Below are 17,284 nucleotides of genomic sequence, written 5' to 3'. Positions count from 1 at the left end.
AGGGAAATATTAAAATAAGAAGATTGTTTTTTAAATTTAATTTAAGACGGAATACTATAGAGTTATTTATATTTGCCGTCTGACTAAATATTTCATGAAATTTACAAGAGTAGCAACAGATAAAGAAACAAAGGCAAGAGCCGGAACTATAACTACCGATCATGGCAAAATAGAAACTCCTATTTTTATGCCCGTTGGTACTGTGGCTTCCGTAAAAGGGGTGCATCAAAGAGAATTGAAAAATGATATAAATCCAGATATTATTCTAGGTAATACCTATCATCTTTATTTAAGACCACAGACGCCAATTTTGGAGCAGGCTGGGGGATTGCATAAATTTATGAACTGGGATAGAAATATTCTTACCGATTCTGGTGGATATCAAGTATACTCTATGTCTTCTAATAGAAAAATTAAAGAAGAAGGAGTGAAATTTAAATCCCATATTGACGGTAGCTATCACGTTTTTACGCCAGAAAATGTTATGGAAGTGCAGCGCAGTATAGGTGCAGATATTATAATGGCTTTTGATGAGTGTACACCTTACCCTTGTGAATATAATTATGCCAAACGGTCTATGCATATGACGCATCGTTGGTTGGAACGTTGTTTAACACATCTCAAAAAAACACCGTTTAAATACGATTACGAACAAACATTTTTTCCTATAGTACAAGGTAGTTGTTATAAAGATTTAAGAGAGCAATCTGCTGAATATATAGCTAATGCCGGTGCAGAAGGGAATGCTATTGGTGGGCTCTCGGTAGGCGAACCTGCAGAAGAAATGTATGCAATGACGGATGTGGTTTGTAATATTTTACCAGAAGACAAGCCGCGTTATTTAATGGGAGTTGGTACGCCAATCAATATATTAGAGAACATTGCGTTAGGTGTTGACATGTTTGACTGCGTGATGCCCACACGTAACGCCAGAAACGGCATGTTATTTACAGCTCATGGTTCCATTAATATCAAGAATTTAAAATGGGCAAATGATTTTTCTCCTATAGATGATATGGGTATTACTTTTGTTGATACAGAATATAGTAAAGCCTATTTAAGACATTTATTTACAGTTAATGAATTATTAGGAAAACAAATAGCAACCATTCATAATCTCGGTTTTTATCTTTGGTTAACTAGAGAGGCCAGAAAACATATAATCGCGGGCGATTTTAGAGCTTGGAAAGAAAAGATGGTAAAACAAATGGATAATCGCTTATAACGTTTCAATTAATTATTGAAACGCTCAAAATGAGTTCAACTATTCATACATTATATATTAAACTATCTCAATTAACGATTAAACAATAATAAGAAGCTTGAAAATCCTAGATTGGTACATATTAAAAAGATATTTAATCACATTTTTAATGATGTTATTGCTGTTTGTTCCTATTGGAATTACAGTAGATTTAGCTGAGAAAGTAGGGCGAATGATTGAAAATGAAGCGTCGTTAGGTGAAGTCGCGTTTTATTATATAAATTTCACGGTATATTTTGCCAATCTCTTATTCCCCTTGTTTTTATTTCTATCAGTTATTTGGTTTACTTCGAAATTGGCTAATAATACCGAGATCGTTGCTTTTTTGAGCTCTGGAACTTCCTTTTCAAGATTTTTAAGACCCTATATGATAGGAGCGACTATTGTTGCTGGTTTCGCTATGTTTTTAGGAATGTACTTAGCACCAATTGCAAGTCAAGGATTTAACGAGTTTAAGTTTAAGTATTTAAAGAAAAATAAAAATGTTCAACAAACACGGGATGTTTATCAACAAATTAATGATAATGACTACATCTACGTGAGTAACTTTATTACTAGAAATAAAACCGGACATAAATTTACCTACGAACATTTTGAAGGTAACGAACTTAAATATAAAATTTTTGCTGATAATATTCGCTATATAGAGGAAGATAGTATGTATAGGCTTACAAGTTATCTAAAACGCTCATTTGAAAATGGTATAGAAACGGTTGAACAAGAAAATCGAAAGTTAATGGATTTACCATTTGAACTCGAAGATTTAACTCCCGTTCAATATGCCGCTGAAACTAAATCTTATGGTGAATTGCTTAAATTTATCGCAGCCGAAAAGCGACGTGGTTCACCTAATATAGGCCGTTATGAAGTTGTAAAATTAAAAAAGTGGAGCTTACCAGTATCCATCTTTATTCTTACGATAATTGCGGTGGCCGTGTCCTCTATAAAACGAAGAGGAGGTATGGGAGTTAATCTTGCTCTGGGGATTTCTATAGCCATGATTTATGTGTTCTTCGATAAGGTTTTTGGGGTAATGGCCGAACAGTCTAATTTTCCTGCCGTAATTGCAGTATGGTTTCCTAATGTATTATTTGGTATTTTAGCAGTATATCTATTACAAAAAGCCAAACGCTAAAAAGCATTGGACTTTCTTAAAATTTTAGCCAATTGAAAAAGTCTAAAAGCGTTCAATATCTTCATTTACATTTTCTAGTTTTAATCGCTGGCTTTACAGCTATTTTAGGAGAGCTAATCACTATAGGTGCTTTAGAGTTGGTATGGTATAGAATGGCCATCGCTGGAATTTTGATGTTTATCTATATCAAAATAATTCGGCTAGATATAAAAATTTCAAAAAAAACTTTTTGGCGATTTTCTGCTGCTGGTATTATTATCGCGTTACATTGGATAACGTTTTTTGAAGCCATCAATCAAGCCAACATTTCCATAGCGTTAGCCATGTTTTCTTCAGGTGCTTTTTTTGCATCTTTTATTGAACCGCTCTTTTTTAAACGTCGTATTTTAGGCTACGAAATTATCTTTGGTATAATAGTAATTGTAGGAGTCATTTTAATTACCAGTAGCGAAATGGCTTACATTTATGGTATTATCTTAGGCTTATTTTCAGCCTTGTTTTCAACATTATTTGCAGTAATTAATGGTCGTTTTATAGAAAAACATAATGCCACTGTAATTTCTTTTTATGAATTCATTAGTGGTGTACTGTTTTTAACCGTATTTATTCTAGCATCGGGCAAATCCTTTAATGCAGAATTTTTTACGCTTTCCAATTCAGATTGGCTGTATTTGTTCATTTTAGCTTCCGTTTGTACAGCGTATGCATTTATTGGTTCTGTCCATGTGATGCGTTATATAAGTCCTTTTACCGTGATTTTAAGTTATAATCTAGAACCACTTTATGGTATTGCAATTGCTTTGGCATTATTCCCAGAATCCGAAAAAATGTCGCCACAATTTTATTTGGGTGCTACTTTGGTATTGTTTACCGTATTGTTGGATGCTGTATTTAAGAATTATAAAAGACGAAAACATAAAATAAGTCAAATAACAGATTAAAGTTTTTATATTTGCCTATCTAACTAAAACAATAAACTAACTTCAAATTGTATGGAATACTTAGAGTTTGAATTACCCATAAAAGAGCTAGAAGACCAGCTCGATAAATGCCAGATTATAGGGAAAGAAAGTGATGTCGATGTTACCGAAACCTGTAAGCAGATTGAGAAAAAATTAGCAGCAACAAAAAAGGATATTTATAAAAACCTTACAGCGTGGCAACGCGTTCAGCTATCTCGTCATCCCAATAGACCATATACTTTAGACCATATCAAAGCACTTTGTGGCGATACGTTTCTAGAACTACATGGAGACAGAAATGTAAAAGATGATAAAGCTATGATTGGTGGTTTGGGTAAAATTGGAGACCAAACCTATATGTTTATCGGTCAACAAAAAGGCTATAATACCAAAACCAGACAATACCGTAATTTCGGTATGTCCAATCCGGAAGGCTATCGTAAAGCTTTACGATTAATGAAATCTGCTGAGAAATTCGGAATTCCTGTGGTCACATTAATTGATACACCAGGTGCATATCCTGGTTTGGAAGCCGAAGAACGTGGCCAAGGAGAAGCTATTGCCAGAAATATCCTGGAAATGGCACGGCTTAGAGTACCGATTATCACTGTGATTATTGGAGAAGGAGCTTCAGGTGGAGCTTTGGGTATTGGAGTAGGGGACAGAGTTATGATGTTAGAAAATACGTGGTATTCCGTAATTTCACCAGAATCCTGTTCTTCTATTTTATGGAGAAGCTGGGAGTATAAAGAGCAAGCTGCTGAAGCCTTGAAATTGACTGCCAAAGATATGAAAAAGATGAAGTTGGTAGATCAAATTATAAAGGAACCTCTTGGCGGTGCGCACACAGATCGCGACAAAGCTTTTACCGCAGTAAAAAATGCTATAGAAAAGGCTTTTGAAGAACTTAAAAACTTATCACCAAAAGATTTAGTGAGCCAACGTATGGAAAAATACGATGACATGGGTGTCTATAAAGATTAAATCCACTAAGCATACGGCACTATAAAAAACTGAAGTTTAAGCTTCGGTTTTTTTTGGCGCTATTAACAATAAATCAGACTTATTAACAGTTAGATTGTTAACTATCTGTTAAGATTGAAAATCAGTTATAATCAATTCGTTTATTCTATTTAACTACTTTTGTTACTTATGAAACAACCCAATCCAGTACAAGGCTACAAAGTTGATAAAAGCACAATTATCAACCTCGAAAAAGGAAAAATACCACCGCAAGCTATTGATTTAGAAGAAGTTGTGCTTGGCGCTATGATGATTGATAAAAAAGGGGTTGACGAAGTTATTGATATTTTAAGTGCCGATGCTTTTTATAAAGAAGCGCACAAACACATTTTCGAATCCATTTTCAAATTATTTGAAAATTCAGAACCTGTTGACTTATTAACCGTTTCTAGCCAATTAAAGAAGGAAGAAAAGCTAGATATGGTGGGTGGTGATTTTTACCTCATTTCTTTAACCCAACGGGTCTCTTCTTCAGCACATATTGAGTTTCATGCCCGAATTATCTTACAGAAATTTATTCAACGCAGTTTAATAAAAATTTCAAATGAAATAATAGAAGAGGCTTATGATGAAACCAGAGATGTTTTTGATCTTTTAGATACAGCTGAAGCCAAATTATATGAAGTTACTCAAGGTAACGTTAAAAAATCTACGGAATCTGCACAGAGTTTGGTCATTCAAGCTAAAAAGAAGATTGAGGAAATTTCGAATAAAGAGGGCATGAGTGGAATTCCGTCTGGTTTTGATAAACTCGATAAATTAACTTCCGGATGGCAGCCGTCAGATTTGGTAATTGTAGCAGCACGTCCTGGTATGGGAAAAACAGCATTTACCTTGACGATGGCTCGTAATGTTGCGGTAAATAGTAATATTCCTGTGGCATTTTTCTCTTTGGAAATGTCCTCAGTACAATTGATAACACGTTTAATTTCGAGTGAAACCGGGTTGTCCTCAGAAAAATTAAGAACAGGAAAATTAGAGAAACACGAATGGGAACAGCTTAACGTAAAAGTAAAAACTTTAGAAAAAGCACCGTTATTTATTGATGATACACCATCACTATCTATTTTCGATTTAAGAGCAAAAGCACGTCGATTGGCATCCCAATTTGGGATTAAAATGATCATGATAGATTATTTGCAGTTAATGACGGCAGGTGGCAGTCAGAAAGGTGGTAATCGTGAACAGGAAATTTCCATGATTTCCCGTAACCTTAAAGCCTTAGCAAAAGAGTTGAGTATTCCTGTGATTGCTTTATCCCAATTATCCCGTGCGGTTGAAACACGTGGAGGAAGTAAACGACCTTTATTATCAGATTTACGTGAATCGGGTGCCATTGAGCAAGATGCCGATATTGTATCCTTTATTTATAGACCAGAATACTATAAAATTGACGAATGGGATGATGAAGAACGCTCTCCGACTGCAGGGCAAGGAGAATTTATCGTGGCTAAACACAGAAATGGTGGTTTGGAAAATATTAGATTAAAGTTTATCGGACACTTAGGTAAGTTCGATAATTTAGATGATTTTGATACCCCATTCGGTGAATTTCATTCTAAAATGAACGAAGCCGCTAACGATAATACATTTCAACCAGATAATTTCCCATCGCCTTCCGATGCTTTTGATGGACCAGAGGATGACGGAGTTCCATTCTAACATTAACAGCATTTTAAGGAATTAAAAACTGTTTTTTACTTTATCTTTGCACGCTCAAATTAAAAAACAATTATCTAATGTTAGAACAAAGACGCACAACGAACATCTTGTTGTTAATCATAGTCGTTCCTTTAGTATTTTATTTACTAAAGATCTTGTCTTTTATATTTATTCCATTGATTTTTTCAATGTTTATAGCATTGTTGTTTTTACCATTAATGCGATGGTTAGGCCGTAGAAGAGTTCCAAAATTTGTAAGTATTATAATTGTATTATTGCTTGTGGCCTTAGGACTAAAATTGGGTATAGAATTAGTTCAGCTATCAAGCCGGCAGATATTAGCAAATAACACCGAGTTTTTAGATAAGGCTGAATTAAAATTAGCGGATTTGCAGCTTTATTTAATGGATAATTTTGGAATTGAACTAGAACAAAAACATGGGTTTTTAGGACAGTTCTTTCAAAATGACAAATTGAGTTCTACACTAGGATTCTTAAATTCGTTTGTCACGTCTTTATTGATGACAATTTTCTTTGTGGTATTGTGGCTTGCAGAATCGATTAATGTTCAGAAATTAATGAATCATACTTTATTAAAGCGCAAGCATACTTCGATTAAAACCTTTATGAAAATTGAAAAAGATTTAATAAAATTCATAAAAGTAAAAGTTTTGGTGAGTGCACTAACAGGAATATTTACAGGTTTAATGTGCGTATTCTTTGATGTGAGTTTTCCAATATTCTGGGGATTATTTGCCTTTGCTATTAATTTTGTACAAATGGTAGGTTCTTTTATTTCAGTAATTATGCTTTCTATTTTTGCCTTTGTAGAGCTAGATCCCACTAGTACATTATTCTTCTTTATTCTTGCGATATCACTAGTTCAAGTCACTTTTGGTGCTATCTTAGAACCTGTGTTCATGGGAAAATCGTTTTCTATTAATATTATTGCGGTTTTAGTAATGCTAATGTTTTGGGGCTTTTTGTGGGGAATTCCAGGTTTAATTATGGCCATTCCAATCACCGTTTTTATTAAAATAATTTTAGAACAGTTTGAAGGAACCCAAGTTATCGCTAGTTTACTTTCAGGGAATGAAACTGAATTAGACTAACTAAAAAATTTAAGCTATCAAATTATAATTTTGAGTATATTTCTACTATCAAAATTATAATTATGGTTCATGGTACACACAATGCTCTAGAAGATTCTAGAAATAACGATATTTTTATTTCAATTAACGATCAATTATTTCCAAGGAACGATGCTAAAATATCCGTTTTTGATAGTGGTTATTTAGTTGGTGATGGTATTTGGGAAGCCCTAAGACTGCATAACGGTGTGTTAGTATTTTTAGAAGATCACTTTAATCGTTTATGGAGTGCCGCTGCAACTATAGGAATGCACTTACCATTTACTAAAGAAGAATTGACAGCTAAAGTTTGGAATACTTTAAAGGCCAATGACATGACGGACGGCGTACATGTTAGAATTATGGTAACTCGTGGTATAAAAAAAACACCTTCACAAGATCCAAGATTGACAATATCAGGACCAAACGTAGTTATTATTCCTGAGTATAAGACAGCTTCAAAAGATTCAAAGGAAAAGGGAATTACGCTTTTTACAAGTACTATTAGAAGAGGTTCGCCAGATTATTTAGATCCCAGATTGAATTGTCATAGTAAACTTCACGAGGTTCAAGCATTAATTCAAGCTATTCAAGCTGGTGCTGATGAGGCTTTAATGTTAGATATAAATGGGTTTGTTTCAACATGTAATGCGACCAACTTTTTTATTGTAAGTAAAGGTGAAGTTTGGACGTCTACAAGTAAATATTGTATGAATGGTATAACCAGAGCAAAAGTTATAGAAGTTTGCAGAAAAAATAATATACCATGTTTTGAAAAAGACTTTTCTCTATTTGATGTCTATGGAGCAGATGAAGCCTTTGTAACAGGAACCTTTGGTGGTTTAACTCCAGTGACTAAAATCGATGGTAGGCAAATTGGTGATGGTAAATATGGACATATTACTAAAAAATTGAATGAATTTTACGAATCATTAATAGAAAACACTGTAAAAAATGGATAATATAAAACGTATATGTTTATGGTCTGGTCCGCGTAATATTTCTACAGCCTTAATGTATTCCTTTGCGCAACGCAATGACACCAGAGTTTTTGATGAACCATTATATGCTTATTACTTAAAGAATCATCCAGAAGCGCACAACTATCATCCTGGGTCTGAAAACATATTGAATACCATGGAAAATGATGGTGAAAAAGTGGTGACTATGATGATGAACACCAGTGAAAAGCCAGTCTTGTTTTTTAAACATATGACGCACCACTTATTAGGGTTAAAGCGTAACTTTATGAAAAACACCATAAATATTATTCTTACGAGGCATCCTCAAGAGATGTTGCCGTCTTTTGATAAGGTTATTAACAATCCCACCATACAAGATGTTGGCTACGGGCTTCATGTAGAATTAGTAAATTATTTTAAAACACATAAAATTCCCTTTGTAGTTTTGAATTCTAAACAAGTATTATTAGATCCAGAACAAACACTACTTAAATTATGTGAATTTATTAAAATTCCTTTTGATGAAAGTATGTTGTCTTGGCAACCACAGCAACGCCCAGAAGATGGTATTTGGGCAAAATATTGGTATCATAACGTTCACAAGTCTAGTGGTTTTCTGAAATATCAATCAAAAGATGAAATATTTCCTGAACATCTCAAGCCACTTTTAGCAGAAAGTCTTCCTTATTATAAGGAGTTATTAAAATTTTCAATTTAAATAATTCTCGGTTGCTACTGTTACGATACTATAATTTTAGGTCATACGACTCATTTTTTTAGAGTTCATTTCCGTATAGTTTTAATATTTACTTTTCATAATATGGGATCTATATATAAATTACAATTAACCGAGTTATATTCAACATAATTTGAAGCTAATTTACGGTCTTAAAAGAATTATAAATTCAGTTTTTAAAGACTAAATTTCCTTATATTTCGTTTTAATTTAATGGATTTGAAAAAAATTGCCTTCATATTATTAGTACTCTTTTTAAGTGTTGAAGCTCATGCATCCTATATTCTTATTCCTATGGATGCCGAAACACAGGAAAATCACCTCAAAGCATACGGCGTAACATATTGGACGTTAGAACGAGAACTGAAAGTTAAATGGTTACTTAATTATAGAGGAGGTTCCTTTTTGTTGCCAGATGCCGAAATTATTCAACGTGAATGTCAGATACGCGGTGTGTCTTTTGAAGTTATTTCAGACTCAAAAGCGGCTCAAATATTAGAGGAAATTGCCAGTCCTGCTGTAAATCAAGAAGCAGTTATCTTAGAAAAAGCTCCGAAAATTGCAGTTTATACACCTAACGGAAAGCAACCTTGGGATGATGCCGTAACTATGGTTTTGACCTATGCAGAAATTCCGTATGAAACCATTTATGATGAAGAGGTTTTAAAAGACGAATTATTACTCTACGATTGGTTGCATTTGCATCATGAAGATTTTACAGGACAATTCGGAAAATTTTATAGAGCCTATCGTTCTGCGGCTTGGTATATTGAAGAGAAAAAAAATGCAGAAGAGTTAGCTGCACGTTTAGGCTATGATAAAGTTTCTGAAGAAAAATTGGCTGTAGCTCTAAAAATACGAGATTACGTTGTGGGTGGAGGGTTTATGTTTGCCATGTGTTCGGCAACCGACAGTTTTGATATTGCTTTATCGGCAGAAGGAGTAGATATTTGTGAACCAATGTTTGATGGTGATGGTAGCGGTCCAGGCTATCAGAATAAAATAGATTATTCAAGCACCTTTGCTTTTAAGGATTACATTTTGGAACGTAGCCCTAATGTCTATGAGTTTTCATCAATAGATATGACTCAAAAGCGCAATATTTCCAAAACGACTGACTATTTTTCGTTGATGGAATATTCAGCAAAGTGGGATCCGATTCCCACTATGTTAACCCAAAATCATACGGCTTTAGTGAAAGGCTTTATGGGACAAACTACTTCGTTTACTAGAGATCAAATAAAATCTAATGTTCTAGTAATGGGTGAAAACCGAACTAATAGTGAAGCGAAATACGTTCATGGTATAAAAGGTAAAGGCTTTTTTACATTTTATGGCGGTCACGACCCTGAAGATTATACACATAGAGTAGGGGATCCAAAAACCGAACTCGATTTACATCCAACGTCTCCTGGATATCGATTGATTTTAAATAACGTCCTATTTCCAGCGGCAAAGAAGAAGAAGCAGAAAACTTAATTTAGGTTAAGCGCTCAATTTTTTCGTATTTTAAAATAATAAATTTATCGTATTATGCTCACAAAAGAAACTATACTCCATAAAATTCAAATATTAATTACTAAGCAATTTGAAACACCAGAAGATGCTTTTGCTTTTTTCGATAAAAATGGTGATGGAAAATTAAGTAAATCTGAAATTGTAAAACTTCTAAAACAAGCAGAGATTAGTGGGTTTGTACGAGGCTTAATTTCTAGAAGACTCATCGAAGGCTATGATAAAGATGGAGATAAACTGATTAATTGGGAGGAGTTTAAGTCCGCCATTAATGAAATTAATGAATAGAACATAAATAAAAAGAATTTTATATTATGATATTCGAGGTTAAACAATTTTTCCGACTGTTATTTTATTCCATTATTTTTTGGTCATTTGCGTTCTGCGCTTTTGTGCTTGTTCGTTATTTTGGAAGAAACCAAGAACAGGTTAAAACCGAAAATCTTACTGAGATCGTTACCGCTTCACAGTATTTAATTTTTGGTGTTGTACTTGGGGTTATGGTTGCCATCATATATACTGTTGTAGAATTTTTCTTCGATAAATATTTATCCAAAAAATTGCATTTAGGGTTAATATTACTGGTTAAGTCCGTTATATATTTAATGTTTTTAATATTTTCATTGACATTTATTGCCAGTTTAGCAGAGGCTTATATTAATGTAGATTTTCCAAACGAAAGTCTTTGGTGGAAATCTAATAAGATATTTTGGATGGTAACGGCATATTTTATTTTGTGCTCATTGCTTTTTTCATTTTTCAGAATTGCCAATAATAAATTTGGTAAAGGTGTGATATTAAATATGCTTTTAGGGCGTTACAGAAAACCAAGAGAAGTAGAGCGCATTCTTATGTTTTTAGATTTAAAATCTTCTACGACCATTGCTGAAAAAATGGGTCATTTAGAATATAGCCGTTTTATACAAGACTGTTTTTATTATCTTAACAGAATTGTAGGGAAATATGGTGCGGAGATTTATCAGTATGTTGGTGATGAAGCTGTACTTACATGGAAATTAAATAAGAATACCACTAAAAATATCGATTGTATTAATTTATTTTTTGAATATGATTACAAGCTAAAAAAACATTCTAAATATTACATGAAGAAATATGGAGTGGTTCCAGAATTTAAAGCTGGAATCCATTCTGGGAAAATTATTATAGCAGAAGTAGGTACTATAAAAAAAGAATTAGCCTATCATGGAGACGTTATTAACACAACCTCTCGAATAGAAGAGCAATGTAATGAGTATAATGAATCATTGTTAATATCAGAGAGTTTTTTAGCGAAAGTAGATTTAAAGAAAAAGTATAAAGCGGTCTCACTTGGTAACGAATTGTTGGAAGGCAAAAGAGAATCTTTAAAACTGTTTGCTATTCATAAAAGCAAGTATAAAAAAGTGTCTAAAAATGCAATATTTTCAAAAAGAAATAAGACTTAAAGCTTTTTCAAGAGGGTTTCATCTAATCACTTCAGAAGTGGTGAGTGCTCTACCTGAAATTAGCCAGATAAAATTTGGTCAGCTACAAGTATTTATTAAACATACATCGGCTAGTTTAACCATTAATGAGAATGCAGATCCGACCGTACGCCTAGATTTCGAAAGTCATATGAATAAGATGGTGCCAGAAAACCAACTTTACTATAAACATACGCTAGAAGGTGCAGATGATATGCCTGCACACATAAAGGCGGCATTAATGGGAGCTTCCGTTCTTATACCAATTACAGTTGGGAAATTAAATCTGGGTACTTGGCAAGGTATTTATCTATGTGAGCATCGTAATAGAGCAGAAGGTAGATATTTAGTTATTACCGCTTTCGGAAATTAAATGTTCTAATACTTTTTCTACACCAAAATCGTCATTCGTTTCGGTTTCATAGTTGGCTACAGCTTTGACATCTTGGTGAGCATTTGCCATAGCATAGCTGTAATCGGCACATTTCAACATTTCTAAATCATTATTATAATCACCGAAAACCATGGTCTCTGAAGATTTAATATTCAGATTGTTTTGTAAAAAAGAAAGCGCATGCCCTTTATTGGTAATCGCGTCAGAAATATCAACCCAATGATTTCCTGAAACCACTACGTTTAGTTCGGGCTTTAAATGTTTTACATGTGGAAAAATATAGGATTCCGAATTTGAAGCGTGATAGAGAGCTATTTTTATAACATCGTCTGTAATCTCTTCAAAAGAGTCAATGATAGTATAAATTGAATAATATTCTGAAAACGTCTTAATCTTTTCGTCAGAAGCTCTTAAAATAAATGCGCGATCTTTAGTACAGAAAATAGGGAAGGTATTAGCAATGTTAGTAACTAAATGGTATAATTCCGATAACCGGTTTGGATTGATAATGTTTGATAGTAGTACTTTATCATTTTTAATTACTAGACCCCCATTTTCAGCTACTATAATAATATGATTTTTAATAGAATCTAGTTTTTCGACAATACTATAATACGGTCTACCACTTGCAGCTACGAATTGAATTTGTTGTTGCTGCAGTTGTTTAAATAATTCAAAAAATCGAGAACTTACATTATGATTGGAGTTCAATAAAGTTCCGTCCATATCTGAAACTACCATTTTTACATTTTTCATAATTATCCTTAATTTATAAGTTCAGTATTGTTTAAATAAAAAAATCCGATTCAATCCCGAAAATTATCGGGTGAATCGGATTTTATAAGCGAAATGATGTTATTAATTTGGCTAAAAGCCTTATTTAACTTTGTTTACTATTGCTTCAAAAGCTTCAGGGTGATTCATTGCTAAATCAGCAAGTACCTTACGGTTCAAGTCAATATTGTTAGCTTTTAATCCTCCCATAAATTTTGAATAGCTCATTCCATGTTGTCTTGCACCAGCGTTAATACGCATAATCCATAACGAACGAAATGTTCTCTTTTTTACTCTACGGTCTCTGTACGAATATTGCATCGCTTTGTCAACCGCATTTTTTGCTACTGTCCAAACGTTTTTACGTCTTCCGAAGTAACCTTTTGCTTGCTTAAGAACCTTTTTTCTTCTGGCTCTCTTTGCTACTGAATTTACTGATCTTGGCATTTCTTTTAAATGTTTTTTGTAGTAGGCGGTCTTTTATCGACACTTCTTAAAAAATTTAAAACTAACATTCATTAATTTTAAATCATTTAGCCCAACTCCAGGGTTTATAAATGATTTTTAACCGTTTAAAACTAAATTACTTTAAACGTAACATAGTTTTAATATTGTCCTCATCAGCTTTATGTACTAAAGCGTCATGAGTCAATCTTAGCTTACGCTTTTTAGATTTTTTTGTCAAAATATGACTCTTAAAAGCGTGCTTTCTTTTAATCTTACCAGTGCCAGTTAGTTTAAAACGTTTCTTAGCACTCGATTTTGTTTTCATTTTAGGCATTTTGTCCTCTTTTAAATTTACGTTTCGCTTATTATTGTTTCACTGATAATTTCAGTGTTCTTTTAAAAATTAATCCCAACGACTACAATAGTGTTGAGTGTAGTCTACACTACTTTTTCTTAGGTGCGATGAACATAATCATTCGCTTTCCTTCAAGCTTAGGCATTTGTTCAACCTTTCCATATTCTTCAAGATCTTGAGCCAATTTTAATAATAAAATTTGACCTTGTTCTTTAAAAACAATGGATCGTCCTTTAAAGAAAACGAAGGCTTTTAACTTAGCTCCGTCTTTTAAGAACTTTTCCGCGTGTTTCTTTTTAAACTCGTAATCATGGTCATCGGTTTGAGGACCAAAACGAATTTCTTTCACAACAACTTTAGTCGCTTTAGATTTTAACGCTTTCTCTCTTTTTTTCTGCTCGTAAAGGAATTTTTTATAATCCATAACTTTACAAACAGGAGGTTTCGCATTTGGCGATATCTCTACAAGATCTAAACCTTGTTCATCGGCAATTGCTAATGCTTTTTTAATAGGATAAATATCCACTTCAACATTATCTCCGACAAGTCTTACTTCTTCAGATCTGATTTTGGAATTTATACGGTGTTTATCTTCTTGAGATACACGTCTTGTATAATTCTTTCTGTTTCTACGTATTGCTATGGCTTCTGTGTTTTAAATTAAACTTATTTTATCTTTATTTAAAAGTCTTTAAACTTTTATTTATTCTATCTTTTACAATTTTTGAAAAATCTTCTACATTAATTGTGCCAAGGTCTTCACCACCATGCTGGCGTACAGTAATTGTATTATCTTTTTCTTCTTGCTCACCGACAATAATCATAAACGGAAACTTTTGCATTTCAGCTTCACGAATTTTCTTACCTACGGTTTCATTTCTATTGTCTGTAAGGGCGCGAATTTCGTCATTTTCTAGCAAATTTAAAACTTTTTCGGCGTATTTTTCATATTTCTCACTTATTGAGAGAATAATTGCCTGCTCTGGCATCAACCAAAGAGGGAAATTACCGCCAGTATGTTCTAATAAAATAGCAATGAAACGTTCCATACTTCCGAACGGAGCTCTATGAATCATTACCGGTCTGTGCATCTCGTTATCACTGCCTTTATAAGATAAATCAAAACGCTCAGGTAAATTATAATCTACTTGAATAGTACCTAATTGCCATTGTCTGCCAAGGGCATCTTTGACCATAAAATCCAATTTTGGGCCATAAAATGCAGCCTCGCCAGTTTCAACCACAAAATTTAAACCTTTGTCTTTGGCGGCATTTAAAATCGCTTGCTCTGCTTTTTCCCAGTTTTTGTCATCACCTATATATTTTTCAAGATTATCTGGATCTCGCAACGACACCTGGGCTGTGAAGTTTTCAAAGCCTAAAGAACCAAACACATATAGTACTAAATCGATAACATCTTTAAACTCTTTGTCTAATTGGTCTGGTGTACAGAAAATATGAGCATCATCTTGAGTGAAACCTCTAACTCTAGTTAATCCATGTAATTCACCACTTTGCTCATATCTATAAACAGTGCCAAATTCGGCATAACGTTTCGGAAGCTCTTTATATGAAAATGGTTTCGCATTGTAAATTTCACAATGGTGAGGACAGTTCATAGGTTTTAAAAGAAATTCTTCACCCTCAGAAGGTGTGGAAATTGGCTGAAAACTATCTTCTCCATACTTTGCATAATGACCTGAAGTTACATAAAGTTCTTTCTGACCAATATGTGGGGTAACAACCATTTCATAGCCAGCTTTCTTTTGCGCCGCTTTTAGAAAGTTTTCTAATCGTTCACGTAAAGCAGCACCTTTCGGTAACCAAAGCGGTAAGCCTTGTCCTACTTTTTGTGAAAACGTAAAAAGTTCTAATTCCTTGCCAAGTTTTCTATGATCACGTTTTTTAGCTTCTTCTAATAAATGAAGGTACTCGGTTAACTCTTTTTGTTTAGGGAATGAAATTCCATAGACTCTAGTTAATTGCTTATTTCTTTCATCTCCTTTATAATAGGCCCCAGCAACACTTAGAATTTTAACTGCTTTTATAATTCCTGTATTAGGAATATGTCCACCACGGCACAAGTCGGTAAATGTTGAATGATCACAGAAGCTGATAGTACCATCATCAAGATTTTCAATTAAGTCAACTTTATAATTGTTCTTACCTTTATAATAGGAGAGTGCTTCAGTTTTAGAAACATCGCGCATTTTAAAATCGTGCTTGCCTCTTGCGATTTCTATCATTTTATTTTCAATGGTCTTAAAATCTTTTTCAGATATAGAACCTTCATCTAAATCGACATCATAATAAAACCCATTATCAATTGCAGGTCCAACCCAAAGTTTTACATTCGGATATAGTTCTTCTAAAGCCTGTGCTAAAACGTGTGCAGAAGAATGCCAAAATGCTTTCTTGCCATCATCATCTTTAAATGTATATAAGGTAAGCTTACCATCAGTGGTTAATGGAGTGGTAGTTTCGACAACTGTATCATTAAATTTTGCCGAAATAACATTGCGAGCAAATCCTTCGCTAATATCTACAGCCACTTCATATGGTGTTATTTCTTTTTTATCAAAAGATCGCACCGAACCATCAGGTAAAGTAATTTTTATCATTATATATAGTATAAATTTTAGCATACAAAGATATACCTATATATATAATAGACAAAATGAAGTTTATTAAAATGAGCAAGGCATTCCCTTCATTTCTTAAATTTGAGAAAAAGGCAGCGTAATTCACAACCTATCTTTACAAAGCAGAATTTATTAGGTTAGTATATTGTTTATATTCGTAGGGCAGCAGTGTAAAAATGGAGGTTAAGACGAAAAGCTATAAAGAGTAGATGACGCTGTAAAATTGTAATCTATGATTTTTAGTAATTAAATTACGATAACGAATAAGGCAGCACGCCGCTCTATTATATATAAGACTTAAATATTGAAGCACTGAGTAGACTTTTGAAGAGTTCGATAGTTAACCATGATAAAAAGACGAATAATTATATGTTTACAACATTGGTTTTAAACGGTTTAAAAATAGTTTAAAATAAAATAATCAAAAGATGTTGTGGGAATGAAAAAGGGTTCTATATTTGCACCCCGAAACAAAGACAATATGTCAAGTTTTATACGTTCATTACCATACAAAATAGCATTGAAAAAATATTTAAAAAATAATCAATAAAGATGTTGTAGAAATGAAAAAGGGTTCTATATTTGCACCCCGAAATAAAAACAATAAGTTGAGTTTCGAAAAACGTTCATTACTATACAAAACGACATCGAAAAATATTTTAAAAATTTTACAAAAAGATGTTGTGGGAATGAAAAAAGGGTTTTATATTTGCACCCGCTTAGCGCAACAACGTTAAGAGAAAGTAAAGAAATAAGTTCATTAACATATTGAATTGACAGCGTAAGAATCAACTGGAAACGGTTGATTTAAAACAAGAGA

The 17,284-nt window shown here is 33.3% G+C and carries 18 protein-coding genes; 13 read left to right on the top strand and 5 right to left on the bottom strand.

Going from position 1 to position 17,284, the window contains the following annotated elements; translation table 11 throughout:
• Positions 1–94 precede the first annotated feature (94 nt).
• From tgt to QMA06_RS11300, 12 genes are all read left to right on the top strand, one after another.
• On the top strand, positions 95–1,225 hold the full coding sequence (tgt, locus tag QMA06_RS11355) for a tRNA guanosine(34) transglycosylase Tgt (RefSeq protein ID WP_290206976.1): 1,131 nt from the start codon (positions 95–97) through the stop codon (positions 1,223–1,225).
• Positions 1,226–1,376: 151 nt separating this feature from the next.
• On the top strand, positions 1,377–2,399 hold the full coding sequence (locus tag QMA06_RS11350; RefSeq protein WP_407704313.1) for an LptF/LptG family permease: 1,023 nt from the start codon (positions 1,377–1,379) through the stop codon (positions 2,397–2,399).
• A gap of 32 nt (positions 2,400–2,431) precedes the next feature.
• Entirely contained in the window at positions 2,432–3,340 is a 909-nt protein-coding gene (locus QMA06_RS11345) for a DMT family transporter (protein WP_290206974.1), read from the top strand.
• A 51-nt stretch (positions 3,341–3,391) separates the two neighbouring features.
• A complete protein-coding gene (locus tag QMA06_RS11340; RefSeq protein ID WP_290206973.1) occupies positions 3,392–4,345 on the top strand; it encodes an acetyl-CoA carboxylase carboxyltransferase subunit alpha in 954 nt (317 codons plus the stop codon).
• Between the two features lie 168 nt (positions 4,346–4,513).
• Entirely contained in the window at positions 4,514–6,046 is a 1,533-nt protein-coding gene (gene dnaB, locus QMA06_RS11335) for a replicative DNA helicase (protein ID WP_290206972.1), read from the top strand.
• A 77-nt stretch (positions 6,047–6,123) separates the two neighbouring features.
• Positions 6,124–7,158, top strand: a complete 1,035-nt coding sequence (locus QMA06_RS11330; RefSeq protein ID WP_290206971.1) for an AI-2E family transporter — start codon at positions 6,124–6,126, stop codon at positions 7,156–7,158.
• Positions 7,159–7,220: 62 nt separating this feature from the next.
• A complete protein-coding gene (locus QMA06_RS11325) occupies positions 7,221–8,138 on the top strand; it encodes an aminotransferase class IV (RefSeq protein WP_290206970.1) in 918 nt (305 codons plus the stop codon).
• A complete protein-coding gene (locus tag QMA06_RS11320) occupies positions 8,131–8,856 on the top strand; it encodes a sulfotransferase-like domain-containing protein (protein WP_290206969.1) in 726 nt (241 codons plus the stop codon). The genes QMA06_RS11325 and QMA06_RS11320 overlap by 8 nt, the downstream gene beginning before the upstream one ends.
• A gap of 231 nt (positions 8,857–9,087) precedes the next feature.
• Complete coding sequence (locus tag QMA06_RS11315) at positions 9,088–10,353, top strand: asparagine synthetase B (protein WP_290206968.1); 1,266 nt, start codon at positions 9,088–9,090, stop codon at positions 10,351–10,353.
• Between the two features lie 54 nt (positions 10,354–10,407).
• Positions 10,408–10,677, top strand: a complete 270-nt coding sequence (locus QMA06_RS11310; RefSeq protein ID WP_290206967.1) for an EF-hand domain-containing protein — start codon at positions 10,408–10,410, stop codon at positions 10,675–10,677.
• Positions 10,678–10,703: 26 nt separating this feature from the next.
• The gene (locus QMA06_RS11305) at positions 10,704–11,834 is read left to right on the top strand and encodes an adenylate/guanylate cyclase domain-containing protein (RefSeq protein ID WP_290206966.1); all 1,131 of its coding nucleotides are present in this window, start codon (positions 10,704–10,706) and stop codon (positions 11,832–11,834) included.
• Positions 11,803–12,225 carry a secondary thiamine-phosphate synthase enzyme YjbQ gene (locus tag QMA06_RS11300; RefSeq protein WP_290206965.1) on the top strand — a complete coding sequence of 141 codons (423 nt, stop codon included), beginning with the start codon at positions 11,803–11,805 and terminating at the stop codon, positions 12,223–12,225. The genes QMA06_RS11305 and QMA06_RS11300 overlap by 32 nt, the downstream gene beginning before the upstream one ends.
• Here the strand turns inward: QMA06_RS11300 and QMA06_RS11295 are convergent.
• From QMA06_RS11295 to thrS, 5 genes are all read right to left on the bottom strand, one after another.
• The gene (locus QMA06_RS11295) at positions 12,199–13,002 is read right to left on the bottom strand and encodes an HAD family hydrolase (RefSeq protein ID WP_318036602.1); all 804 of its coding nucleotides are present in this window, start codon (positions 13,000–13,002) and stop codon (positions 12,199–12,201) included. The genes QMA06_RS11300 and QMA06_RS11295 overlap by 27 nt on opposite strands.
• A gap of 120 nt (positions 13,003–13,122) precedes the next feature.
• Entirely contained in the window at positions 13,123–13,467 is a 345-nt protein-coding gene (gene rplT, locus QMA06_RS11290; protein ID WP_290206964.1) for a 50S ribosomal protein L20, read from the bottom strand.
• Between the two features lie 136 nt (positions 13,468–13,603).
• On the bottom strand, positions 13,604–13,801 hold the full coding sequence (rpmI, locus tag QMA06_RS11285) for a 50S ribosomal protein L35 (protein WP_047546999.1): 198 nt from the start codon (positions 13,799–13,801) through the stop codon (positions 13,604–13,606).
• 109 nt (positions 13,802–13,910) lie between these two features.
• The gene (infC, locus tag QMA06_RS11280) at positions 13,911–14,459 is read right to left on the bottom strand and encodes a translation initiation factor IF-3 (RefSeq protein WP_290207234.1); all 549 of its coding nucleotides are present in this window, start codon (positions 14,457–14,459) and stop codon (positions 13,911–13,913) included.
• A 40-nt stretch (positions 14,460–14,499) separates the two neighbouring features.
• A complete protein-coding gene (gene thrS / locus QMA06_RS11275) occupies positions 14,500–16,443 on the bottom strand; it encodes a threonine--tRNA ligase (RefSeq protein WP_290206963.1) in 1,944 nt (647 codons plus the stop codon).
• Positions 16,444–17,027: 584 nt separating this feature from the next.
• On the opposite strand from thrS, the gene QMA06_RS11270 reads away from it, so the two are divergent.
• On the top strand, positions 17,028–17,201 hold the full coding sequence (locus tag QMA06_RS11270) for a hypothetical protein (protein WP_290206962.1): 174 nt from the start codon (positions 17,028–17,030) through the stop codon (positions 17,199–17,201).
• Positions 17,202–17,284 lie beyond the last annotated feature (83 nt).

The sequence above is a fragment of the Winogradskyella bathintestinalis genome (assembly GCF_030407435.1).
GTDB lineage: Bacteria > Bacteroidota > Bacteroidia > Flavobacteriales > Flavobacteriaceae > Winogradskyella > Winogradskyella bathintestinalis.
Note: the sequence above shows the minus strand (reverse complement) of the source record. Positions and strands in the feature narration are given on the sequence as shown.